Source organism: Sulfuritalea hydrogenivorans sk43H (assembly GCF_000828635.1).
Classification (GTDB): Bacteria; Pseudomonadota; Gammaproteobacteria; order Burkholderiales; family Rhodocyclaceae; genus Sulfuritalea; species Sulfuritalea hydrogenivorans.
The window spans coordinates 489,138-512,175 of the sequence record NZ_AP012547.1; the positions used below are offsets into that span (position 1 = coordinate 489,138).

General features: G+C 60.8%; 17 protein-coding genes. 2 read left to right on the top strand and 15 right to left on the bottom strand.

Annotation, left to right across the window (positions count from 1 at the left end):
* Positions 1-45: 45 nt before the first annotated feature.
* The 5 genes from SUTH_RS02455 to SUTH_RS18205 are packed head-to-tail and all read right to left on the bottom strand — an operon-like array spanning position 46 to position 5,155.
* Entirely contained in the window at positions 46-1,263 is a 1,218-nt protein-coding gene (locus SUTH_RS02455; RefSeq protein WP_231851091.1) for an ABC transporter permease, read from the bottom strand.
* Positions 1,260-1,973, bottom strand: coding sequence for an ABC transporter ATP-binding protein (locus SUTH_RS02460; RefSeq protein ID WP_041096833.1), 714 nt, complete (start codon positions 1,971-1,973; stop codon positions 1,260-1,262). Before SUTH_RS02460 ends, SUTH_RS02455 begins: the two co-directional genes overlap by 4 nt.
* Positions 1,970-3,190, bottom strand: a complete 1,221-nt coding sequence (locus SUTH_RS02465) for an efflux RND transporter periplasmic adaptor subunit (RefSeq protein WP_041096836.1) — start codon at positions 3,188-3,190, stop codon at positions 1,970-1,972. The genes SUTH_RS02460 and SUTH_RS02465 overlap by 4 nt, the downstream gene beginning before the upstream one ends.
* Positions 3,187-4,659: an efflux transporter outer membrane subunit gene (locus SUTH_RS02470; protein WP_070099320.1), complete on the bottom strand. Its 1,473-nt coding sequence runs from the start codon at positions 4,657-4,659 to the stop codon at positions 3,187-3,189. The genes SUTH_RS02465 and SUTH_RS02470 overlap by 4 nt, the downstream gene beginning before the upstream one ends.
* 1 nt (position 4,660) lies before the next feature.
* Positions 4,661-5,155 carry a hypothetical protein gene (locus SUTH_RS18205; protein WP_052473124.1) on the bottom strand — a complete coding sequence of 165 codons (495 nt, stop codon included), beginning with the start codon at positions 5,153-5,155 and terminating at the stop codon, positions 4,661-4,663.
* 183 nt (positions 5,156-5,338) lie between these two features.
* Between SUTH_RS18205 and SUTH_RS02480 the strand changes: the two genes are divergently transcribed.
* The gene (locus SUTH_RS02480) at positions 5,339-5,770 is read left to right on the top strand and encodes a MarR family winged helix-turn-helix transcriptional regulator (RefSeq protein ID WP_171817297.1); all 432 of its coding nucleotides are present in this window, start codon (positions 5,339-5,341) and stop codon (positions 5,768-5,770) included.
* A 241-nt stretch (positions 5,771-6,011) separates the two neighbouring features.
* Here the strand turns inward: SUTH_RS02480 and SUTH_RS19265 are convergent, their stop codons facing one another.
* The 9 genes from SUTH_RS19265 to SUTH_RS02525 all read right to left on the bottom strand — a co-directional run bounded on the left by SUTH_RS19265 (position 6,012) and on the right by SUTH_RS02525 (position 19,058).
* Positions 6,012-6,377: a hypothetical protein gene (locus SUTH_RS19265; RefSeq protein ID WP_148312830.1), complete on the bottom strand. Its 366-nt coding sequence runs from the start codon at positions 6,375-6,377 to the stop codon at positions 6,012-6,014.
* Positions 6,378-6,633: 256 nt separating this feature from the next.
* Positions 6,634-8,823: an arylsulfatase gene (locus SUTH_RS02490; RefSeq protein ID WP_197539635.1), complete on the bottom strand. Its 2,190-nt coding sequence runs from the start codon at positions 8,821-8,823 to the stop codon at positions 6,634-6,636.
* 224 nt (positions 8,824-9,047) lie between these two features.
* The gene (locus SUTH_RS02495) at positions 9,048-9,410 is read right to left on the bottom strand and encodes a hypothetical protein (protein ID WP_052473126.1); all 363 of its coding nucleotides are present in this window, start codon (positions 9,408-9,410) and stop codon (positions 9,048-9,050) included.
* A gap of 10 nt (positions 9,411-9,420) precedes the next feature.
* The gene (locus SUTH_RS02500; RefSeq protein WP_041096840.1) at positions 9,421-10,965 is read right to left on the bottom strand and encodes an arylsulfatase; all 1,545 of its coding nucleotides are present in this window, start codon (positions 10,963-10,965) and stop codon (positions 9,421-9,423) included.
* Positions 10,966-11,056: 91 nt separating this feature from the next.
* Entirely contained in the window at positions 11,057-12,724 is a 1,668-nt protein-coding gene (locus tag SUTH_RS02505) for a long-chain-fatty-acid--CoA ligase (protein WP_041096842.1), read from the bottom strand.
* Between the two features lie 2 nt (positions 12,725-12,726).
* On the bottom strand, positions 12,727-13,830 hold the full coding sequence (locus SUTH_RS02510) for a hypothetical protein (protein WP_041096844.1): 1,104 nt from the start codon (positions 13,828-13,830) through the stop codon (positions 12,727-12,729).
* 6 nt (positions 13,831-13,836) lie between these two features.
* Positions 13,837-16,356, bottom strand: a complete 2,520-nt coding sequence (locus tag SUTH_RS02515) for an arylsulfatase (RefSeq protein WP_197539636.1) — start codon at positions 16,354-16,356, stop codon at positions 13,837-13,839.
* Positions 16,245-18,074 carry a DUF1302 domain-containing protein gene (locus SUTH_RS02520; RefSeq protein ID WP_041096846.1) on the bottom strand — a complete coding sequence of 610 codons (1,830 nt, stop codon included), beginning with the start codon at positions 18,072-18,074 and terminating at the stop codon, positions 16,245-16,247. Before SUTH_RS02520 ends, SUTH_RS02515 begins: the two co-directional genes overlap by 112 nt.
* 69 nt (positions 18,075-18,143) lie before the next feature.
* On the bottom strand, positions 18,144-19,058 hold the full coding sequence (locus SUTH_RS02525; RefSeq protein ID WP_041096848.1) for a LysR family transcriptional regulator: 915 nt from the start codon (positions 19,056-19,058) through the stop codon (positions 18,144-18,146).
* Positions 19,059-19,241: 183 nt separating this feature from the next.
* Here SUTH_RS02525 and SUTH_RS02530 point away from each other — a divergent pair, with 183 nt between their 5' ends.
* Entirely contained in the window at positions 19,242-21,497 is a 2,256-nt protein-coding gene (locus tag SUTH_RS02530; protein ID WP_052473127.1) for a DUF3604 domain-containing protein, read from the top strand.
* A 217-nt stretch (positions 21,498-21,714) separates the two neighbouring features.
* Here the strand turns inward: SUTH_RS02530 and SUTH_RS02535 are convergent, their stop codons facing one another.
* Complete coding sequence (locus SUTH_RS02535) at positions 21,715-23,013, bottom strand: MFS transporter (protein ID WP_041096852.1); 1,299 nt, start codon at positions 23,011-23,013, stop codon at positions 21,715-21,717.
* Between the last annotated feature and the right edge of the window lie 25 nt (positions 23,014-23,038).

A 23,038-nucleotide genomic window follows, 5' to 3' on the forward strand; every position in this document is an offset into this window, starting at 1 on the left:
GCGCCAGCGCGGGGGCACCATAGGACACCCCCGCGCCTGTCGTCTCTACTCGTAACGCAGTGCAACAATCGGATCGAGGCTCGCCGCCCGCCGTGCCGGCATATAGCCAAACACAATGCCGATCATGGCGGAGAAGACGAAAGCCAGGAGGTTGATCCCGGGATTGAACAGGAAGGGCATGTTCATGAGCGCGGTGAGCCCGAGACAGGTGACGAAGGCGAGCGTGATGCCAATCAGCCCGCCGAGCGCCGAGAGGACCACGGCCTCGATCAGGAATTGCAGCAGCACCTCGTGCTCCAGCGCGCCGATCGCCAGACGAATGCCGATTTCCCGCGTGCGTTCCGTGACCGACACCAACATGATGTTCATGATGCCGATGCCGCCCACCAGCAGGCTGACCGCCGCCACCGCGCCGAGCAGTCCCGTCATGGTGCGGATGGTGCCGGAAAGGGTCTCCGCGATCTGCTTGGTGTCCATGACGTTGAAGTTGTCTTCCTCGCTCTCGGCCAGCTTGCGGCGCTCGCGCATCAGGCGACGGATCTGAACCATCACCTGATCGGCGTTCGCACCGTCGCGCATCGACAACATCATCGTGGAAACGTCCTGGTTGCCGGTGAGTCGGCGCTGCACGGTACGAATAGGCATCAGCACGACATCGTCCTGGTCCTGCCCCATCGCCCCCTGGCCCTTGGCTGCCAGCAGGCCGACGACTATGCAAGTGAAGTTCTTGACGCGCAGCTCGCCGCCCAGGGGCGATCCGCTGCCGAACAGCTGCTTCCTCACCGTATCGCCGATGACGCAGACGGCCTTGCCCGCGGTTTCCTCGTCCTCGTCGAAGCTTCGGCCGGCGGCGATCTTCCAGTTACCCGCCGTGAAGTAGGCATTGCTGGTTCCGCTCACCTGCGACGACCAGTTCTGGCTGCCGACGACAAGGGTGACGCGGCTGCCGACCACCGGTGCCACGGCATGCAGGGACGGAATCTGCGCTTGCAGGGCTTCGACGTCGGTCAACCGGAAATTCGCCGCGCCAGCACTTTCCCGGCCCGGGCCGAGTTGTTGTCCCGGCCTCAGGATCAGCAGATTGATGCCCAGGCTCGATATCTGGTCCGACACCATGCGCGTCGCGCCGTTGCCCAGAGTCACCATCGTGATCACGGCGCCGACGCCGATGACGATGCCGAGCACCGTCAGGAAGGAGCGCATCAGATTGCGGCGTATGGCACGCAGGGCCAGCAGCAGTGCATTGAGCAGCATCTGGTTCATGCGGCCACCTTCATGGAATCGCTGCCGACATTGCCATCGGCGAAGCGCACGACGCGGTTCGCGTAGGCGGCCATGTCCAGCTCGTGGGTGACCATGATCACGGTGATGCCCTGGTCGCGGTTGAGCGAACCCAGCAGTTCCATGATTTCGTGGCCGCGCTTGCTGTCGAGGTTGCCGGTCGGCTCGTCGGCGAGCAGCACGAGCGGCTGCGTGACGATGGCGCGGGCGATTGCTACGCGCTGCTGCTGGCCGCCGGAGAGTTCCGCCGACGTATGGTGTTCCCAGCCCGTGAGGCCAACCTGCGCCAACGCCCGGCGCGACGCCTCATGCCGATGGGCGGCGTCCTCGCCGCGATAGAGCAGCGGCAGTTCCACGTTTTCTTGCGCCGAGGTGCGCGACAGCAGGTTGAAGCCCTGAAAGACGAAGCCGAGGTAATGCCGGCGCAGCAGCGCGCGCTGATTGCGCGTCAGCGTATCGACCTCGATGTCGCGAAACAGGTAATGTCCTGAACTGGGGGCGTCGAGACAGCCGAGGATGTTGAGCGCCGTCGACTTGCCCGAGCCGCTCGGCCCCATGATGGCGACGAACTCGCCTTGCCCGATGTCGAGATCGACACCGTTCAGCGCCTGGACGGCCGCTGTGCCCTCGCCGTAGGTCTTGATTACCTTGCGCAGGGAAATCAGGAGCGCTCCGACATCGCTATGGGTCACTTCTTCGTTTCCTGATATTCGATGATGACCGGCGTGCCGGCCTTGAGTTCGCCACCGGCAATCTCCGTCTGCCGGCCGTTGCTGGGACCCGTCTGGACCGCAATGGCCGCGGGTAGGCCATCGCGCAGCACCCAGACCTGTGCGGAGTCCGATGTCATTGCCGGCTGCTGTGTTTTTTGTGTCGGAGGGCGCGGCACCAGGCGCGAGACGATGCTGCCGGAAGGGGTGGCCGCTGTCGCCGGCGGCGTGAAGCGCAGGGCGCCGTTGGGCACCAGCAGGACGTTCCCGCGATTGGCGGTGACGATGCGCGCCGTGGCCGTCATGCCTGGGCGCAATGCCAAGTCGTCGTTGGCGACCGAGAGCACCGTCTTGTAGGTGACGACGTTGTCGGTGATGGTCGAACCCAGGCCGACGCGCTGGATGACGGCGGGAAAGCTCCTCCCGGTCCAGGCGGAAACCGTGAAGCTGGCGGGCTGGCCGAGCTTGACCGTGCCGACATCGGCCTCATCCACCTTCACCTGGAGTTCCATCTTGGTCAGGTCTTCGGCGATGACGAACAACACCGGCGTGGTCATCGCCGCGGCGACGGTCTGGCCCGGTTCGACTTTGCGGGTGAGGACGACGCCGTTGATCGGCGAGAGGATTACCGCCTTCTCGATGTTGGTCTCGTCGGACTTCAGCGTGGCGCGGGCGCTGGTGTCGTTCGCTACGGCGCGCTGGAATGTGGCCTCCGCCGTTTCGAGTTCGGACTTGGACGGCACCTTGCCGCCGGAGAGCTCGGCGACGTGGCGCAGGCGGTTGAGGTTGGCTCGCGCTTCCGCCACCGTCGCTTCCATCTGAGCCACCGCGGCGCGCGACTTGGCGACGGCATCTTGCAGTTTGGAGGTTTCGAGCCGTGCCAGAACCTGACCCTTCGTGACGCGATCGTTGTCGTTTACCAGCACAGCTTCCAGCGTGCCCGAGAGCTCGCTGCCGACATCGACCGAACGTGTCGGCTGCAGCGTGCCGCTGGCCGAGATGGTAACGACCAGATTACCCGTGACCGCGTCTTCGGTGAGGTACTGGCCCTGCCGGGATCCGCCGGTCGGGAACCAGGCGACCACCGCAACGACGATGATCAGCGCAAGTCCGGCGACGAGCCAGCGCCGGCGGCCCACAAGCCTTCCGGCCGCGCCGGTCTTAAGGAAATCAGGGATGGGGGTATCGGTGCTGTTCATGAGCGTGCGTCCTGTGATGTGCCTGCTGCCGTGTCGCCGCCGGGCTGCCAGCCGCCGCCCAGCGCCTTGTAGAGCTTGATCACCGCCGCGAGAAGGTCGCTCTCGGCGGAGGCCAAACCGTCTTCCGCGCTCAAGCGCGTGCGGTCGGTGTCGAGCACCTGCTGGAAATCGACGGAGCCAGCTTCATACAGCGTGCGTGCCAGTTGCGCCGCGCTGCGCGCCGATTCAGCGGCACGGCGCTGCGTGTCGAGCCGTGTGCGCCCGGCGGCGTAGGCGACAAGCGCATTCTCGACATCCTCGAGGGCGGTGAGAATGCTGGATTCGTAAGCCACGAGGGCGCGTTCCTGCACGGCGTCCTGTACGGCGATGCCTGCACGAATGCGGCCGCCGTCGAACAGCGTCGCGGCGAGGCTGCCCGCCAATGACCTGACGAGGGTATCGCCGCCGCCCAAGGCGGCGCTGCTGAATGCGTTCCAGCCCCATGATCCCGAAAGGGTCAGGCTCGGATAAAGCGCGGCCTCCTGTTCGGCGCTGCGCGCGACCTCAGCCTGAAGCGTCAGTTCGGCGGCACGCACATCGGGACGTTGGCGGATCGTGTCGGCGGGTATGCCGACGGCCACGCCATCCGGCGCCCTGGGCAGGGGCTTCGCCTCGCGCAGCCTGTCCGCCAACGCGCCCGGAACCTGTCCCGTGAGGACTGCCAGCCGATGCTCGGCTTGCGCCCGGCCGGTCTCCAGACCAGGAATTGCGGCCCGGCTCTGTTCAAGATTGGTGCGTGCCTGCTCGACGTTGAGCATTGTTGTGAGGCCGGCCTGTTGCCGCCAATCGGTGATCTGCAAGGTTTCGGTTTGGCTCGCCGTGTTGTCGCGAGCGATGGCCAGTCGCTGCTGATAGGCGCGCAGCGTCACGTATTCGAGTGCGACTTCGGCCGCGAGCGAAACCTGCGCCGCGGCCAGCGTTGCCTCGCTGGCCGCAACATCGGCCTGCGCACCAGCCGCCGCGTCGCGCTTGCCGCCGAAGATCGGAGGTTCCCAACTCGCGTCGAAGCCGGCGACATATTGGGTCCGGGCTTCGGCCGTGCCGGTCTTCGAGCGATTGGCCGAGGCCGACACACCGAGGCTGGGGTAGAGGTTTCCCACCGCAAGATCGCGGCTTGCTCTTGCCTGGCGTAGCTTCGTCTGGGCCGTTCTCAGGTCCGGCGCCGCCGTCATTGCCGCGGCAATCAGTTGGTCGAGCCGTGGATCGTCCAAGCGCCGCCACCAGCTTTGCAGTTCGTTTGTGGTCGAGGCGGGTCTGTTCGCCTCGCCGGCCCGGGACCACGCTGCCGGTATCGGGACTGCGGACATCCGCCCGTCGCTTCTCGCGGATCCCAGCTGAGCGCAGCCGCCCAGCAGAACCAGCGCCAAGCCGAGTGCAACCCATCGAGCTTGGCAGGGGAGTAGCGGAAATCCGGAGCCAGGTGCGATCATGTCACTTCGCTGCGGCAAACAAGGTGCTCATGACCTGTACCTGCTTGCGCATGTCCGGGCCGGTCAGGTCGGCGAGGCTCTGCGGGTCGGATGTTGGTTGGAGGCCAGTCGTGGTCAGGCGTTCGCGCAATTGTTCGGGGCTAAGGTTGGCCACCTGAGCCAGTATCGTCAGTGGCGCCGCGGACAGAGCGCGGATGGGTGGAGCAAAGGATGGTTCGCTTTTTTGGCCGCCGGGACTGAGGAAGCTGAGAGCCAGTATCAATGCGAGCACGCCGATCAGCACTTGGCCGCGGCGGGTGACGAGATGACGCTTGAAGCCGCTGAAATTCGCGACAAGATGCAGCGCCACGGCGGCGAGCAGCACCCAGCTCAGCCATTCATCGACAAACTTGTTCAGGCCGCTGTCGAGGTGGAAGAAGATCAGGACGCCGATGACCGCCGAGAGCAGAAAAGCTCCTGCCGCGACCGGCGTCGCCCATTCGCGTTGCACCGCCATTGCCAACTCCTTGAAGAAATGCGTTGACGGAATGATAGCGGCGAATTATCTTTCTAGAAAGATACTTTACATCCAATTACAAATTCGCCCAACTTCCTGCGAGAGAAACGAATGGCGCTTCAGAAAGCAATCCGGACAAAGATGCCGCGTCATGAATGGTCCGAAGCACATGCCTCGGACACGATGCCCTTGATGCTGCATCTGCACCGGGCGCAAGGCTTGGCCTTCGCTCAGGCGCTGAGTGTGTGGGCCAGGCATGGCCTGACGCCGGCGGAGTTCGATGTACTGGCCACCCTGCGCAATTCGCCGCCACCCTTCGAGCTCACGCCATCACGGCTGCAGGCATCGGTGATAATCACTTCCGGCGGGCTAACCAAAGTCATGCGGCAGCTGGAAGACAGAAACCTGGTCACCCGTTCGCAAACGAATTACGACCAGCGCATCAAGCCAATCAAGCTGACCCGCAAGGGGAAGCACCTGGTCGAGGCAGCAATGGCCGAATTGGCGGCCACGTCCGGTGCCTGGGTCAAGAAGATTCTGGGTGCGAAAGAGATTGCGTTGCTGACGGGATTGCTTGGAAAATTTGCCGAAGCCGTCGATTCCGACGAAGAGTGAATGACCAATTGCGAGACGCCCGAGCAGCGGGATAAATGAATTCAATCAGTTGCTTCTCGAATGGCATATGGCTATTTAGGGTCAACTAATTACGAGCGACAAGGGAAGTGCTCTCCCCAGCCCTCTCGCGCCGACAGGAGGCGAGGGCGGCTTCCAGATACCTGAAATGCATTCCGGAATCCGTGGTTGACGTGTCGAAGTTGGATCGCGTCGCACGGAATCGGGCGAACCCGCCGCCTTCTCACTGCGCGAGCGCCAGTGCGAAACCGCCTGCCAGGAGCACCTCGACCGCAACACTTACGAGCATTGCCGGTCCCACACGACGAAGCTTGAATTCGAACAGCCCAAGGGCAGCCAGCAACAACAGGACGACAAGCATTCCGATGCAGGTGATGGATCGAAGTTCCGATGGCGGCGCGTATCGTCCCAGATACAGAATCATGGCCATTCCAAGATATACCGCGCCAAGCCGGCGACCTATGAGCAGGGAAGCCGGACTCGGTTCAATTCGCCATCGCTTTAGCATCAGCCGCCCCCCGAACAGCCACCCGACACCGAGAAATAGCGCGGCGACCGATGTGACGATGGCAACGATGGTGAAATTCATGTTCTACCTTTCTGAGACGCACGAGACTTTCGCGTCTGGCGAGCCGGCATTCCCCGTTGCAGCGGCACCTTCCCGCGCCGCAAGCAAAGCTACTCCATGGGGGTTTCCCGACCGTTGAAGGACGGCGGACAGGATCGCGCTCAACCCGTTAAGCAATCCCGTGCGGTCAGAATATTCCATTGCAGGGCATGGCTCCGGAGTATGCGCCGCAACCTGGTTTCGATCGGCGGATCGTCTGGCGAGTGCCGGTGAGGGATCATCGCGTTGTCAGTTCCACGGACTCGATCTTTCCATTGAAGGGGAACGGACTTTCGTAGGTGTCGGCGGCCGGCGTTCCGGTGTCCCTGCCAACGTCCAGGGTTTCGTCTGCCGAAAAACCCAGCGGAACGGTGGCGGGTATCGGCTTCTCGGCCACGATTCGCCCATTCACCAGAAGCCTGGCCGTACCGCCCATGCCGAGATCGATGCTCGGATAGTCGAACTCCATCTTCAGCGTGACCTTGCCTTGCGGCAGCCGGGCGGATCCAGCCAAGGTCGTGTAGTTGGAGCCGAAATAGTTGTAGGTGAAATGCGGTATGCCGGCCTTGACGTACAGCGAAAGTCCCGCGAAATATCCGCCTGCTGCCAACAGAACACCGTCCGCTGGAATGTCATCCAGCGATGCGAATGTGGCCGTGATCGCATAGGGGCGGTTGAAGAATGCCCGTATGACGTCTTCGGGCAAACGCGTGGCACCAGCCGTCAGTCGAATGGACTTGCGCTTTCCCATCAATGTCGGACGCGGGCTCATCATGGCGCGCGCCGGGCCGCGGTCATCTAGCGGCAAAACGCGATTCTCTCTTGCCTGCGCCAGGAAGAGCGCTTTGAGTTGTTCCAGTTTTTCCGGTTCGCGATCAGCGAGATCGGCGGACTGGCTGAAGTCGTTGTCGAGGTGATACAACTCCCAGCGATCCTTGTCGAAGGCCTGCAATGACTTGCGCTGCCACAGCAGGAAGTTGTGCGTGGTCCCCGCCAGCCAGCCGTCGTGATAGATGCCCCGCCTGCCCTGGATTTCGAAGTACTGGGTCTTGCGGCGTTCCCCGGCGCCGGCGTCGTCGAAGGTATATGTCATGCTGATGCCATCGAGCGGCATTTGGTCGACGCCGTCGACGCGCTTGGGCGCGGGAATGCCGGCTGCATCGTAGATCGTTGGCGCGATGTCGATCAGGTGATGGAACTGGCTACGCAGGCCGCCGTGGCCCTTAATCCGGTTCGGCCACGAAACGACCATCGGATTGCGGGTGCCGCCGAGATGGCTGGCAATCTGCTTGGTATATTGAAACGGCGTGTTCATGGCCCAGGCGAAACCCACCGGATATTCGCTGTTGGCCTTCGGCCCGCCGATTTGATCGAGACGCGACATGACGACTGCGGGGTCTTCCTTCAGGCCGTTGAGTGTCACCATTTCATTGAACACGCCGTCGATTCCCCCCGCCGGGGCCGCCCCATTGTCACCGACGATGTAGATGAACAGTGTGTTCTCCCATTCTTTCATGTCGCGCAGACTCGCCATCAGACGTCCGACCTCGTGGTCGGTATGGGCAAGGAAGCCGGCATAGACTTCCATCAAGCGGGAAGCGAGCCGCTTGCGATCGGGGGACAGCGAATTCCATGCCGGAATCGATTCATGCCGCGGGGTCAGCTTGGCGTCCCGGGGAATAACGCCGAGCTTTTTCTGACGCGTGAAGATTTCCTCTCTGAGTTGGTCCCAGCCCTGCTCGAATTTTCCTTCGTACGGTTTTACCCATTCCGGGTAGACCTGAAACGGCGCGTGGGTGGCTCCGGGCGCCCAGTAGACAAAAAACGGCTTGTCGGGAGTCATCGCCTTTTGGGTATGCATCCAGGCAATCGCCTGATCGGCCAGATCGGTGGTCAGGTGATAGTGCTTCGCGTGCTCGGACCTCTCCACCGGAGTGGTGCCGCGATAGAGTCCGGGAGAGTATTGATGCGCCTCGCCGCCCATGAATCCGTAGAACTCGTCGAAGCCCAGCCCGGTCGGCCAGCGGTCGAAAGGTCCCGCCGGGCTGATTTCCCAAACCGGCGTGTTGTGCCACTTGCCGTAGGCCGCCGTGCTATAGCCATTGTCGCGCAGCACCCGCGCAATGGTCGCGGCAGCCTTGGGAATGATCGAGTTGTAGCCGTCGAAGCCGGTTGCGAACTCGGTCACGCCGCCGGCATTGACGCGGTGGTGATTGCGGCCGGTCAGCAGCGCCGCACGGCTCGGAGAACTCAGCGCCGTCGTATGAAAGCGGTTGTAGCGGAGGCCCTCCCGAGCTAGCTCGTCCAGAGCGGGTGTCGCCACCGGTCCGCCGAAGGTACCTGCGGCGCCAAAACCCACATCGTCGAGCAGGACCACGACGATGTTCGGCGCCTTTTCCGGGGGGCGGATCGGCACGATTTTCGGCATTACCGATTCCCTGACGGTCAGTCCAGCCTTTCCGCCCTGAGGCTGATCGGAAAGTGGCAGGATGCTGCGATCCGTCTGAGGATCAGCGCAGTAGCCGGTACTGACCGGGGTCAGTGCTAGCGCACAGAAAGCCAGTCGGCAGTGGCGTGCCAGCGTCCTTAGCGGCTGTGGTATTTCCGGTCTCATGAGTCTGGTCCTCAATAGCTTGCCCGTTCCGGACTCGATCAGTTGGTCTTTGGTGCAACTAGCTTGGCGAGGGCCTCGGCAACGTTATTCAGCCGATCGGAGGTTAGGAGGTTCGGCGCCATCCCCTGCAGGGCTTCCAGGCTCATGGACTTGAAGGTCTCATACATGCGATGGGTGGTCAGGCCCGGCAAGATGCGATCAAGCACATCCCTTGCGCCCGGATCCTCAACCATGATTTCAATCGGCGTCTGCAGGCTGAATTGCCCTGCACCCGCCGTGTCCTTAGCAGCGCTCGTGCTTGCAATCTTGTCCGCAGGCGCTTCGGCAACGGCACCCGCCGCAAAGCCACCCAAGCCGGTAATCGCCAAGACTGATACAACTCCTCTCAATATCTTTCGCATGTTTCCTCCATCAGTTGTTGAACATCAATGCCGCGCCGATCCCGGTGCCGCGCTGGCGCGGCCGGAAATCCCTAAGGCTCTTGAAATAGGCTTCCACGTGCGGAAGGACCATCGGCACGATGTATTGCTTCTCCTTCTCCCACTGCAGATGGCCGCCGGTTTGCGGAGTCAGCTCGAAGGGATCGAGCTTGATGTTGATCAACATGCCGCCATCCAGCTTTTCCGTTCCGCCCAGCCACGAGTTCTTGACGGCTAGATGAGCCTTCCACTGGTCTACCCGAACCGCGTTCAGGCTGGTCTCGGCATAGAAGAAGAACTCATGTCGTTTGCTCTTGCCCTTGCCGGTCAGCATATCAACCTGGTTGTAGCCGTCCAGATGGACCTTGTATTCCTTCTCGCCAATCTTGGCGCCTTTGAGCAAGCGTTCCTTGATGTCGGTGTCGCCGGCGACCGCCATCAGCGTCGGCAACCAGTCCTCCGAGGTCATGAACTCGCCGGTCCACGAGTTGGCCTGAACATGGCCGGGCCAGCGCACCAGCATCGGCACGCGGAATCCGCCATCCCAGGTCGTGCCTTTTTCGCCACGGAATGCTGGCGTGCCTGAGTCCGGCCAGTGCGCAAGGTTGACTCCGTTGTCGGCGGTGAACATGACTATGGTGTTCTTGGCGGCGCCCATGTCGTCAAGTTGTTTGAGTAGCTTGCCGACGATCGAATCGAGGTGCAGCAATCCGTCGGCATAGCGGCTGTGGCCGCTCCTGCCCTCCCATTCGGGGCTGACGTTGGTCGGCTGATGCATTCGGGTGGGCGCAAACCACAGGAAGAATGGCTTGCCGCTGCGGCGACTACGATTCAGCCAGTCGGAGGCGGCGGCCAGTACCTCGTCATCGAAGGTTTCCTGTCGTTTGGCGCCGAGCATGCCCCTGTCTTCAATCGACTGCTTGCCGATGCGGCCGAAGCGCGGATCCTCGGTCGCATCGTCCTGATCCGTCACCTTCGTGTAAAGCACGTTGCGCGGACGCCCGGCGAATCCCGGCTCTTTCGGGAACTCGGGCTGCTCGACCATGTTCATCATGTTGAGGTGGTACAGAATCCCGAAGAATTCACCGAAGCCATGCATGGTCGGCAGGTACTCGTTGCGATCGCCGACATGGCTCTTGCCGAACAGGGCGGTGTTGTAGCCGCGCGCGTTGAGCATCTGGGCAAGCGTCGGATCCTCCGGCTTCAGGCCGATCTTTGCGCCCGGCGTCCCGACGGAAGTAAGGCCGGTGCGGATCGGGTACTGTCCGGTGAGAAAGGCGGCGCGCCCGGCTGTGCAGCTGGGTTGCGCATAGTAGTCGCTGACGATCATTCCTTCGCGCGCCAGGCGATCGATGTTCGGCGTATTCACCGCCCCAAGTCCACGATGAATGGCCGAAATGTCAAAAGGCGCTACGTCGTCGGCCATGATCATGACGATGTTGGGCGGTGTGCCCGCCGCCTGCGCCTGAACAGGGACCTTCACCAATGCCGCCAGCAGCAGGGCAGCGGCCAGACGCGAAATTAGTTTGTCATTCATTGACCGTCTCCATTCAAAAAATCGCAGAAATCCCGAGCGGCGTGTGAATTGCGACCATCAACATTTATCACTGGAATCGTATATGCCGCATTTACTGTTTTGCCTCGTCGCGCAGCGTACGCCGAAGGATCTTGCCGACATTGCTTTTCGGAAGCTCGGTCCTGAACTCGAAATGCCGCGGTTGTTTATAGGCGGTCAAGTTCTTGCGGCAATACTCGATCAGTTCCTTTTCGCCCAGCGCCGGATCCTTTCTGACAACAAATATCTTGGGCACTTCGCCCGACTTCGCGTCGATCACTCCAACGGCACAACATTCTCCGACGCCGGGGCAGGCGGAGACAACCTCTTCTATTTCGCTGGGGTAGACATTGAAACCCGAAACTAGAATCATGTCCTTCTTGCGATCGACGATTTTCACGTAGCCCCGCTCGTCCATCACTCCTATATCGCCTGTCATGAAGGCGCCGTCGGCCGCCATCACCTGAGCTGTTTCATCCGGACGCTGCCAGTAGCCGGTCATAACCTGGGGCCCCGCAACGCAAATCTCGCCTGCCTGTCCGGGGGGCAACGGCAATCCTTCGTCATCGCGGATGCTGACGGTCGTGGACGGCACAGGCAGGCCGATCGTGCCGGAAAAACCCGTGGCCGTCGCGGGATTGCTGGTAACCACGGGCGCCGTTTCCGACAGACCATAGCCTTCCAGAATGGGAACCCCGGTCAGCTCCTGCCAACGATCGGCGACAGGCTTTTGCATCGCCATCCCGCCCGCGCTGGCCATCCGCAGCTCGGAGAAATCGATGCTGGCAAATTCGGGGTGGTGAATCAGCGCGTTGTACAGCGTATTGAGTCCGGTTATCGCGGTAAAGCGATTGCGTCGAAGCTCCTTTATGAAGCCAGGTATGTCACGTGGATTCGGGATCAGTAGGTTGCAGCCGCCCTCCTTCATCATCATCAAGCAGTTGCAGGTCAGCGAGTAGATATGATAAAGCGGCAACGGCGTGACGATGACATGCGGATTTCTTTCGTCAATCAGCGGCGCCAGCCATGCCGAAACCTGCTCAAGGTTGGCGATAATATTTCTGTGCACTAACATGGCGCCTTTCGAGACTCCCGTCGTGCCGCCGGTATATTGCAGGAAGGCGATGTCCTCCGGACCCACATCAACCGCGGCAAGAGAATCGGGGGCGCTCTTGGCGACCATCGCCTTGAAGGAAGTCGCGTCCGGCAGCCGAAACGGCGGCACCAGCTTCTTCAGCCTGCGAACAGCGAAATTGACCAGCAGACCTTTCGGTCCGAGCAGGTCTCCCATGGTCGCGACGACCACATGACGAACCCGCGTCCGGCCAATCACCTGTTGAACCGTGGCGGCAAAGTTCTCCAGCACGATGATCGCTTCCGCGCCCGAGTCATTCAACTGGTGCTCAAGCTCGCGCGACGTGTAGAGGGGATTCACATTGACCACGATGCATCCGGCGCGCAGAACGCCGAAGATCGACACCGGATACTGCAGCACGTTGGGCATCATCACCGCCACCCGCGCGCCTTTGGCCAGACCTTTCGACTGCAGCCACGCCGCGACGCGGCGTGACAGGTCATCAACGTCGCCAAAGCTCAGGCTGGCGCCCATGCAACGGTAGGCTTCCCTGTGGCGAAACTTGCTTGCGCTCTGTTCCATGAGGTGCGGAATGGAGCGATAGGCGTTGGGGTCGATGACCGGCGGCACCCCGTCGGGATATTGCGCGAGCCAGATCCTTTCCATTGTCAACTCGCCAACGGCATGCCGCCGTCACGCAAAGCGCGGGGTACTTCCTGCAGATAGAACATGCGTTCCACCGACGTGTCCAAGCTCACAAGTATGGGTTGTGGGAACCACCAAGGGTAATCCGACCTGATCCAGATGCCGGAAGGCGATTGTGAGTTAGCCACGTGGGCGATGCTCTTCACCGCGATGTCGCGCCAGACGTTTTTCCTCGTTACGGCAAACATTTCAGCGGCGCCCCAGCCAAGTTTGGCGCAGGTAATGTTGGTCACGGCATCCGCATGACAGCGCCCCAGCCATATACGAATTCTCTCGGCCGGAGCCAGCCACTCGGCCTGCCCGGTCGCCTTGAAAAGCATCGCGAAAACCTTCAGCGTGAAGCCCAGTATCCAGTAGCTCTGATCCGGTGCGCCCACCTCGACCCAATATTGGCGCTGGATCAGCGTGCTGTTCGCCACACTCAGTGGTTGCCCGCGGAAGTCCCTGGCCTGGTAGATGCGCGCGGTGTCGGCTGGCTGACTCATGACAATATCCGTGAGGAACAGGCCTAGTTGTGACGCAAGCTCCATCCGACCGGCCCCGATCATGGCATGGGCGACGCTGGCGTTGGTTCCAAGATCATAGTGGCGCTGCGCTACGTCGAGCAGGTCATTATGGGGCACGGCGCCCAACTGCGGCGACAGGATGCCCGCAAGCAAGTCCAACGTCGGTTCGCTTAGATGCGGAACACCGAGGCGATGCGCACCGTAGGCAAGCCAGGCATTTCTGTAGTTGCGCCAGAGACCGATCGGCACGCGCAGTGCTGCCGAAAAGGCCTTCGACCAGCTGTAGCGGGAAATGGGCGGCATGAGCGCCTCGGCGACCGTCATGTCGCCTGCAGCATGGAAATCCCCGGGCCGCGAACCTGTTTTCTCGAATCGCTCAAGCAGAATCCGGGCGGATTCCAGGTCGCCCAGCGCGCTGAACGCCATCAATCCCTTGTACCAGGCGAGGACCGTGAAGTGCGGATCGGCCCGGCTCGTCGTTCGCACCGCCTGAGCCGCCCACCGCTCAGTCCGCGCGCTTGCCTCCCGACAAACGCCTTCCTTGATAGGCAACGGATTCATAGCGCGTCAGCGAACATCCAAACGTACTTCGCCAATTGTTCCGACGTACCGGAATGGCGCCTCATAGGAATTGCTCACGGGTGAAGCGCGATCCTGCCCGAGGTCCAGGCTCTCCTTTCGACTGTAGGCCCCAAACTTTTCCAGCTTTCCTTCTGCCACCTGCGTGCTTCCGATGTACAGGCGCCCGACACCTGGTACGGTCGTCTCCGCGTGCAATCCGATCGGCACCGATGCAGTGCCGATTTCGGGCGTGAATTCATAGGCGACCCGGACTTGGCCTTGCGGGAGCTCCCGGTCGGCGACGATTGTCTGGTGTATCCGTCCCAAGGCGTTGTTTTCGTAGGTCAGGCGACCGTTCCTGACGTAAAGGCTGAAACCCCCGGTGCGCCCCCCGAGAGCGACAATCACGCCGGCAACACTGCCGACCGGCACAGCGATATCTGCTTCGATACGATGCCAACGGCCTGCCAGATCGGGAATTGCCTCGGCCGGCAAACGGCTGACATCCCCGGCGAGCCTGAACGCCTTGCGCTTGGCCACCAAGGTCAATGGAAATTGGGGAATGGGCACGAGCGGGTAGACGTCGTTACGCCGGGCTTCGCGGTCGAACTCGGCCTTGAGTTCCGCCAGCTTTTCTGGATTCGTCGCCGCCAGATCCTTGGCTTGGCTGAAATCCTTGCTGACTTCGTAGAGCTCCCAGCGATCCTTCTCGAAAGTCGGATTGAGTACCCTCAGTTCCTGGACATAGATGTTCCACGGTTCGTAATCGCGCTTGGCGGAGGCCATCCATCCGTCCTTGTAGATGGCCCGATTGCCGAACATTTCGAAGTATTGCGTCAGGTGCTTTTCCTGAGCCTGCGGGTCGGTGAAGGTCGCAAGCAGACTCTTGCCCTCCAGCGGCTTCTGTGCCGCACCATTGACGATGTCTGGCGGTGAAATCCCGGCGGCTTCATAGATCGTCGGCACGATGTCGTTGACGTGACCGAACTGGCGGCGGACGCGCTCCGGCGCGCCGACCCGACCGGGCCACGAAACAATCAGCGGATTGCGGGTGCCGCCGAAGTGCGAGGCCACCTGCTTCATCCACTGGAATGGTGTCGACGTGGCCCACGCCCAGGCGGCGGCGTAGTGGTTGTCGTGGTTCGGACCGCCGAGATCGTCGGCGTACCTCAGAAGCGTCTCCGGACCTTCCTTGAAACGCGAGGCGATTGCCCAACTGCCGACGGCGGAACCGTCGACCGTGCCTTCGGCGCTGCCACCGTTGTCGCCGACCATGTACAGCACCATGGTGTTGTTGCCGTCCGGTGCGCGCCTGACCTCGTCGATCAGGCGCCCGACCTCATGGTCGGTTTGCTCCAGATAGGCCGAGTAGATTTCCATCTGCCGCGCATAGAGCTTCTTCTGGTCGGCGCCGAGACTGTCCCAAGCCGGCAGTCCCGGCGGTCTCGGCGTAAGCAGCGCATCGGCGGGAATGATGCCCAGTTTCTTCTGCCGCTCGAAGACTTCTTCGCGGAACTTGTCCCAACCTTGATCGTAGCGGCCCCTGGACTTGGCGATCCATTCCTTCGGCACGTGGTGCGGGTTATGCACGGCACCGGTGGCGAAATACATGAAGTACGGCCGACTCGGGGCAACCGCATTGTGATCATGCAGCCAGCGTATCGCGTCGTTGACCAAATCGGTCGTCAAGTGATACCCCTGTGACGGCCGGACGGGGACGTCGACCGCCAAGGTATTGCGGAACAGGGCGGGCTCCCAGTGGCTGGCGTTGCCGCCGAGGAAGCCGTAGAAATACTCGAAGCCCAGTCCCGTCGGCCAGTGATCGAAGGGGCCGGCCGGACTGATCTCCCAATTCGGAGTGTTGTGCCACTTGCCGAATGCCGACGTGCTGTAGCCGTTGAGTCGCAGCACCTCGGCCACCGAAGCGGTTTCCTTCTTCCAGAGCGTCGTATAGCCTGGAAAGCCAGCCGGATGCTCCTGAAGCCGCCCCCACCCCACCTGGTGATGGTTGCGTCCGGTAAGCAGGGCCGCGCGCGTCGGCGAGCAGACCCCGGTGGTGTGGAAGTTATTGTAACGCACTCCTTCGGCGGCAAGCTGCTCCAGTTTCGGCATCCTTGCCAGTCCGCCGAAGAGGGACGTCGCACCGAAGCCGACGTCGTCGAGCAGTACCAGCAGGACGTTCGGGGCGTCTTTTTTTGGCTCGGGAAACGCCTGCCACGCCGGGGTGGAATCGAGGCGCGTGACGCCGATCTTCCCCTTGAAGGCGGTATCCGGCCTGGGGAGCACCTCCTGCGCATTGGCCGCGCCGGCCATGCCCAGGCTGACCAATGCCGCACAAATCAGCTTGTCCGGATTGATCTTACTTCGCCCCATTCGATGGCTACCCTCGGCGATGCTGTTGCCCGCCCGCACTTTCAGAACTTCATGCCGAGGACAAGCGTTACGTTGTCCCGGTCGATCAAGGTGAAGTAGTTGGCGCCGGAATACTGTGTGTACTGGATATCCGCGTAGTATTTCTTGTCCCATTCGCTGCGCATTCCCGCGATGATGGTTCTGCGGTTCTTGACGAAACTTCCGTCATAGGAATAGCCGGTAACATCCTGAGCCAGCGTCACGGTCGGCGTCAGTGTTGCACCGAAGAAAGCGGCGGGGTAGGCGGCCGAAACGCGAACGCGGTATCCCGAGGCGTTGCTGGTAATAAAGCCGTCATGGGCGCAACTCTTCTGCGCCACGGTAGTGTCGGTGCAGACTTGGCCGTTGATAGCAGCAATACCATAAATGTCCGAACGGCCATAGCGCAGCACTCCGAGATCGGGCAGCCCGCCGACATGGCTCCAGCCCAGTTCCCCAGTCAGGGTAACCCGTTCCGCACCGAGGGCCTTGTCGAACACCTTGCTGGCACCCAAACTTAATGTGGTGACCTTGAACCGGTCATAGGCGTCGAAGGTGCCGCCAGGCGCAATCGCATTGACGTTCTTTGCAAGCTGCAACGCCGAAGTCGCTGAACGCGTGGTGAACGCGTTGATCTGGTCGGATGCATTCAGATTCAGCGGCTGGTTCGGACGGTAGGCGATTTCCCCATAGGCGCGCAGCGACGGCGTAGGTCTGGTGTCGAAGCTCACACCGTAAAGGCGGATGTCCTCAACATAGATCAGACCATACTTGGCGCCGTTGGGGTCTGTGATGCGGGTTAAGTTGTTGGTAGCCGGGTTGAAAGTTCCGTAGCCGCCGGCAACATTGGCGATGGTTCCGCGCAGGCTGGGCGTTCTGCTGTGGTATTTCATGGTATAGCCGCGGAACTCGGTATTCAGGCTTTCGGCTGAATAACGCAGCGACAGGCCGTATTGCCCCGAGTCCCTCGCCAAGATATCGGCACTTCGATGCAGATAGCGGTTGGTGCTGAGCGAAGCCGGGTCGTTTGCCCCGGTCACAGCCACAAAGTTGCACCCGGTCGGCAAATAGTTGGCGGTCACAAAGAATGTTCCGCATCCAGGGGAGACCGTCTGACGGAACTCGTACTGCATGAAGCCATCCAGCCCCCACTGCTTGCCGTTGGCGAGATCGAGATAGACCATTCCGACTGGTATCTTAACTTCTTCGGGCAGAGCTCCCGGACGTTGCTGCGCTGCGAGATTGACCGGGTTGATCACGTTAATGCCGCCGCCGGTGAACTGCGCCTTGCCCCAATTGACCACCTGCCGACCGACACGCCCGCTCAACATGGAAGCCGAGCCCACACTGGCCTTGCCAAATACATAGGCATCGGTGATGATGGCATTGCTGAATCTTGATTCAGAGGCAAACCCGGCGTTGCTCAATGGGGCATTCTGCTGGAAGCCGTTGGGGATGTTGCCGTAGAGACGATCTCCGCTCTTGAGCTCGAAATCATCCCAAGCCATGGCGCGGACAAACACGCCAAATGCTTCCCCCTTGATTTCCAGGTCCGCAACACCTTTGAGCACTGTCGATACCGGCTTGTTCTTCTTGAAGTTCAGATCGCTACTGTTGCCATTGGTCCCCAGTTGTCCGGCAGGCAGCCCGACAAGCGGTCCGGCCAGCGAACCGTAGACACCGCTATCGGGCGCCTCAGTCCGAATCATGGTTCCGGCGGTCACCGTGGCATTGAACTTGGCATCGAGCCCGTCGCCAAACTTGAAATCCAGGGCGGCAGCCGACAAGGATACGCCAGCCAAGACCAGAGCGATCGTAGGGCCGACGTAATGAAAGACATGGCGCTGCTTCATGAGCCTTCCTCCGAATCCATTATTGTTGTCTGGTCAGAATAGGCCGCGCCTGTCCGGTGAAATTGCTAATTACGCAATACGTTTTGTGAAATCCATGATTCTGCGGGAGTGTCCATATTCCTGCAACGACTCCCACACCCGCTCATGAGCCAATTCCAGAGGAGCGGACTGGCGCACTACGTAAGTCTCGATGGCCACCGGCTTGATCTCTGTCAGCACCCGAGTCAGGCGGCCTCTCGCCAAGTCTTCCTCGACCAAGGAAGCCGGCAGCCACGCCAGTCCCGCACCCTCGACAGCAAACTGATGAATTGCCAGTATCTGGGGGGCGGTAACACCGATTTCGTAATTGAGATCATGGTGCAGCATCACAGCGCGAGCGACACGGCCGAGATAGGAAGTGTCGTCGAGCATGATCACTTTCCACTGGTCGGCCTTGCTGCCACGGGCGGTCTTGGCGCTTCTTGCCACAGGCAACAGGGCATCGCGGGCAACCAATGCCGACACGGTCTTGGAGAACGTCTCACGAGGCATGAAGGTGCGGCAAAGGTAGTACAAGGCGAAGTCTGCTTCTCCATGATTGAACCGCTGCATCACCTCGTTGAAGTTACCCGGCGTCACGCTGACCCGCAGCGGACCGAGCACCTGCTGCAATAGGGAAAGCAGGCGCGGAAACAGAGCCACTGCCACGGAATTGGGGGCAAGAAAGCGAATCTGCTTGCTCTCCGCCGCAACGCCGCGCAAACGCATCCGCACCTGATCGATTTGCCCCGTGACTGCTTGCGCCACCGGCAACAGATCCTGACCAGCGAGCGTTAGGCGCACCGGATAGGAACTACGATCGATCAATGGATGTTCGGCCCATGCTTCCAGCATCTGAATGCGTCTCGACAGAGCCGACAATGAAACATGACGCGCACTGGCGGCCTTGCTGAAGCTACCTTGCGCCTGCACTTCGATCAAGTCGCGCAACCAATTGATATCCATTCCGGTCACCTCGTCAAGGGAGACTCCATCGTGGTATGGGAGCCACGACCCGTGAGCGAAACGTCAGTCGCTCGGTAACAAATAGTAGCAAATGGTTTTGCGCTTTACACAATATGTATTGCAAGCAAACACCTAATCTACAACTTGCCCCACGACAACATATCTCTTGGATACCGTGACACCATGGCACACTCCGCGCACCCGACGTCCTATATGGCCGAAAGTGCGGGGTCGGCGCGCATTTCCCCTGTCGGCGAATTCGAGGCCGGGAGCTTTCAGGAGTTCGTGCTGACTTATACCGCAGGCTATTTCGGCATAGACGATACCGGTAGCCTCAAGATCGTTCATCGCTTCGCCAGCGACATGGGCAAGCCCCAATTCGATGATCCCGCCGGTCCAAACTTTGTCACGGTCGAGGCGAGCAACGGCGCGGCCCTGGCTGTGGAGTACGACGGCAAGCGCAATGTGCGTCCGTGGGACAAAACACTGTTCATTCGCGTCGTCAAAGGATTTTTGCGTGAAGGTGATCAGATCATCGTGCGACTTGGCGACCGGCGCAGCGGCTCCCCCGGAATGCGGGTACAGACCTTTTGCGAGCACACGTTTGAGTTCAAGGTGCTTGTGGACCCGTGGGCCACATACACCTTCATCGAATTGCTGGAACAACCAACGGTTGCAATTGTCGCGGGGCGTCCCGTCAGGTATGTGCTCGTGGGACCAACCATTCGGCGCGTCGGCGAAGCTTTTCGCTTGGGCTTCAAGGGTGAAGACAAGTGGGGAAACCCGAGTCATCTGGTTAGCGGGAGATTTCGCCTGAACTCTTCGGCTCCCGTGGAAGGCCTTCCGAACGAGATCCTTGTCGATTCGGGAAGTCATGCGACGATCATCGAAGGGCTGCGCTGCCACGTTCCGGGACTAATGCACATCGACGTACGAACCAGCGAGGGAACCGTGGTCGCGCGCTCCGGGCCGATCCAGATCGCAGCACAAACCCAGCGCCTGGCGTACTGGGCCGACTTGCATGGGCAGTCCGAGGAAACTATCGGTACCAATTCTGCGCGGGACTTCATTTTGTTTGGGCGCGACAGGGCGTTCCTTGACGTCATGAGCCATCAAGGCAATGACTTCCAGATTACCCAAGAGTTCTGGGAAGAGCTCAACCGGCTCACGCGGGAGTTCAACGAGGACGGCCGCTTTATTGTCTTTCCAGGCTACGAGTGGTCCGGAAACACAAGCCTGGGAGGCGATCGCAACGTGCTGTTTGCTGACGAGGGGCGAGCGATACACCGCTCACATCATGCGTTGATCGAAGACCTTAGCGACGTCGCCACGGACGCGCATACTGCCAATGACTTGTTTGAAGCGCTGAAGGGCGAGGATTGCATGGTCTTTGCGCACATCGGCGGCCGCTATGCCGACATAAAGGCGGCCCATAACCGCCGCATGGAGCGTTCGATTGAAATTCACTCGGATTGGGGAACCTTCGAGTGGCTACTGCAAGACGCCTTCGATCAACAATATCGCGTCGGGATCCTGGCCAATTCCGACGGACATAAGGGACGCCAAGGCGCCAGTCATCCCGGCGCCTCACTCTTCGGCGCGTATGGCGGTTTGAGTTGCATCCTGGCGAAGGAACTGACGCGGGAAAGCATTCTCGACGCGCTTCGCCACCGGCGTCACTACGCCACCACAGGGAGTCGGCTGATTCTCGATGTATCGGCCAATTTGGATGGCGGGGGCGATTTGTTCGATGACGATCCGGCGATGGGCGGCAACGTTGTCGAGCGCAAGGATTCACTGGGCATTGGCGACATCGCTCGATATGAAGGCCATCAAACGTGTCTTAACATTACCCTGCATGCCGCATCGCCACTGGAACGGGTCGAAATTCTAAATGGGGGTACCGTTGTCAAAGACTTCGTGCCTGAAGGCGACGTAGCGGCGAGTCGGCGTATTCGCATTCTTTGGGAGGGATCCGAATATCGTGGCCGCGGGCGCCAAACGATTTGGGACGGAAATTTGGCGCTGAACGACAATGCCATAGAGCGTATCGTCCCCATAAATTGGTGGAATCTGGACAAGTGCCTCGACATGCCGGATGACAGGCATCTGCGATGGGAATACCTAACTACCGGAGGGTTCGGCGGAATCGAGATCTGGCTTTCGCACCCGCGTGGCGGCGAGATCCTGTTGAATACCGAACCGGTCAAAGCCGCCGTCCTTATCGAAGGCATCGGTAGCGAGGAACTGCGCTTTGAAGCCGGGGGGCTGGGCCGGCGGGTGAAAATATATCGCTTACCCGAGCAGAACACGATGTATTCATTGGAGAAGGCAGTTCAGATCCCACTGGCCAAAGGCCGCGACAATCCGCTTTATGTCCGCGCGCGAACCGAAGATGGGCACATGTGTTGGTCATCGCCAATCTACCTCATCGACTAGAACAAGGCCATCATGGCGTCGATACGGAAGATATCGGATCTGCCGCTAATCGAAAAGCGTACTACGGCGAATCCGTCCAACGCTATCGCCAGCGTTTAGCGGCAGCCAACCAGGTTCGGCGATGGCCGTCGCGCAAACGGTGCATATTGCGGGCGGGAGTCGATGGCCGCTCGGTCTGGTCTACCCGACACGGCACACTACTGGTCGCTTGGTCGGCTCAGACCGCTGCTTGGCTTATCGACGCGAGCCGCCGTATGGATCGCTCGGGATTGACCCAGATCAGTCCGGTGAGCGCGCCCACGATAAGCAGCGCGCCGCTTACCGCAAACCCGCGCTCGTAACCCATTGCGATCGGCCCGGCGGAATACTCGATCAGGTTCCCCATCACCACGGGTGCGAAAACGCCCGCCAGCGATGCGATGGAATTCTCGATTGCCAACATGCTTCCGCGCTGTGAATCCGGCGTCACCGATCCCATCATTGCCGAACCCAGCGAATAGATCACCGGCGTCAGCCCGGACGCAACCGCCAGCAGAATCACCTTTTGCGAACCTTCCAGCGGAAGCCACGGCAGGGCAAGAAACAGCAGTCCGCCCGCGAGCAAAGCCATGCTGCACAGTACGGCTCTGCCCATACGAGCCGATACGCCACAACTCAACATCCGCTGCGACCAACCGGAGAGGCCGAGGCTCAAGGGAATTCCTATCACCACGGTCGCAGCAAACAACTGCCCGGACGTTACCGCATCGAAGCTCAAGCCCTTCTGCATGTAGGCGGGCAGCCAGGTCAAGGTCAGGGCAAGACCCCAGTACGCGACAAAATGCATGACAATGACACCGACCACGGTCGAATCACGCAACAGAACGCCGTAGGGCAGGCGCCCGGGCTTTCCCCTCCCGTCCATGGCGCCGGCGTTCAAGGCCGTGTCGGTCACGACGTTCCCTTCCGCGCCGAAAATCAGCCACGACACTCCCCAGACCACCCCCACAATCGCCATCGCGATGAAGTTGGCGCGCCACCCCCAGTTGGCCGTGATAAGCGGCATGCCGATTCCCGCCACCAGCAGCCCCAACCCCGAACCCAGGTTGATCACCGATATCGGCAGATTGCGCTTGTGGTCGGGGAACCACTTGTAGCAGGCATGGAACGCTACGGGCGACGCCGGTCCCTCGCCGATGCCGAGCAACACGCGCGATATAACGATCATGACGACCGATGAGGAAAAAATGATCGGCAGCTGCGCCACGGACCAGATGGCAACCATTACCAGCAACATCGGCTTGGCGTGAAACCGGTTAGCAAGGAACCCGCCCACTATGCCGGAAACAGCAAACAGCCAAAAGAAGCTGCCGGCGATTACTCCATACTCGGTCGGCGACAGCTTCAATTCGTCCATCATCGGCACCGCGACGAGCCCGATCCCGATCTTGTCCACGAAATTGATGTGCATGAAAAGGGCGAGCAGGAGCGTGACCGACCATGCACGCCCGGGCTGGTATGAATTGGCGGCAACCATCCGGATGTTCGATTGAGGGGGCTGA

What these genes read in the sequence shown, in the direction of transcription:
- SUTH_RS02455 (WP_231851091.1), bottom strand. Translation starts at nt 1,263, where the DNA reads ATGAACCAGATGCTGCTCAATGCACTGCTGCTGGCCCTGCGTGCCATA.
- SUTH_RS02535 (WP_041096852.1), bottom strand. Translation starts at nt 23,013, where the DNA reads ATGGTTGCCGCCAATTCATACCAGCCCGGGCGTGCATGGTCGGTCACG.
- SUTH_RS02495 (WP_052473126.1), bottom strand. Translation starts at nt 9,410, where the DNA reads ATGCGAAAGATATTGAGAGGAGTTGTATCAGTCTTGGCGATTACCGGC.
- SUTH_RS02515 (WP_197539636.1), bottom strand. Translation starts at nt 16,356, where the DNA reads ATGGGACAAGAAATACTACGCGGATATCCAGTACACACAGTATTCCGG.
- SUTH_RS02465 (WP_041096836.1), bottom strand. Translation starts at nt 3,190, where the DNA reads ATGAACAGCACCGATACCCCCATCCCTGATTTCCTTAAGACCGGCGCG.
- SUTH_RS02500 (WP_041096840.1), bottom strand. Translation starts at nt 10,965, where the DNA reads ATGAATGACAAACTAATTTCGCGTCTGGCCGCTGCCCTGCTGCTGGCG.
- SUTH_RS02525 (WP_041096848.1), bottom strand. Translation starts at nt 19,058, where the DNA reads ATGGATATCAATTGGTTGCGCGACTTGATCGAAGTGCAGGCGCAAGGT.
- SUTH_RS02510 (WP_041096844.1), bottom strand. Translation starts at nt 13,830, where the DNA reads ATGAATCCGTTGCCTATCAAGGAAGGCGTTTGTCGGGAGGCAAGCGCG.
- SUTH_RS02470 (WP_070099320.1), bottom strand. Translation starts at nt 4,659, where the DNA reads ATGATCGCACCTGGCTCCGGATTTCCGCTACTCCCCTGCCAAGCTCGA.
- SUTH_RS19265 (WP_148312830.1), bottom strand. Translation starts at nt 6,377, where the DNA reads ATGAATTTCACCATCGTTGCCATCGTCACATCGGTCGCCGCGCTATTT.
- SUTH_RS02530 (WP_052473127.1), top strand. Translation starts at nt 19,242, where the DNA reads ATGGCACACTCCGCGCACCCGACGTCCTATATGGCCGAAAGTGCGGGG.
- SUTH_RS02505 (WP_041096842.1), bottom strand. Translation starts at nt 12,724, where the DNA reads ATGGAAAGGATCTGGCTCGCGCAATATCCCGACGGGGTGCCGCCGGTC.
- SUTH_RS02480 (WP_171817297.1), top strand. Translation starts at nt 5,339, where the DNA reads ATGCCCTTGATGCTGCATCTGCACCGGGCGCAAGGCTTGGCCTTCGCT.
- SUTH_RS02490 (WP_197539635.1), bottom strand. Translation starts at nt 8,823, where the DNA reads ATGCCGAAAATCGTGCCGATCCGCCCCCCGGAAAAGGCGCCGAACATC.
- SUTH_RS02520 (WP_041096846.1), bottom strand. Translation starts at nt 18,074, where the DNA reads ATGAAGCAGCGCCATGTCTTTCATTACGTCGGCCCTACGATCGCTCTG.
- SUTH_RS18205 (WP_052473124.1), bottom strand. Translation starts at nt 5,155, where the DNA reads ATGGCGGTGCAACGCGAATGGGCGACGCCGGTCGCGGCAGGAGCTTTT.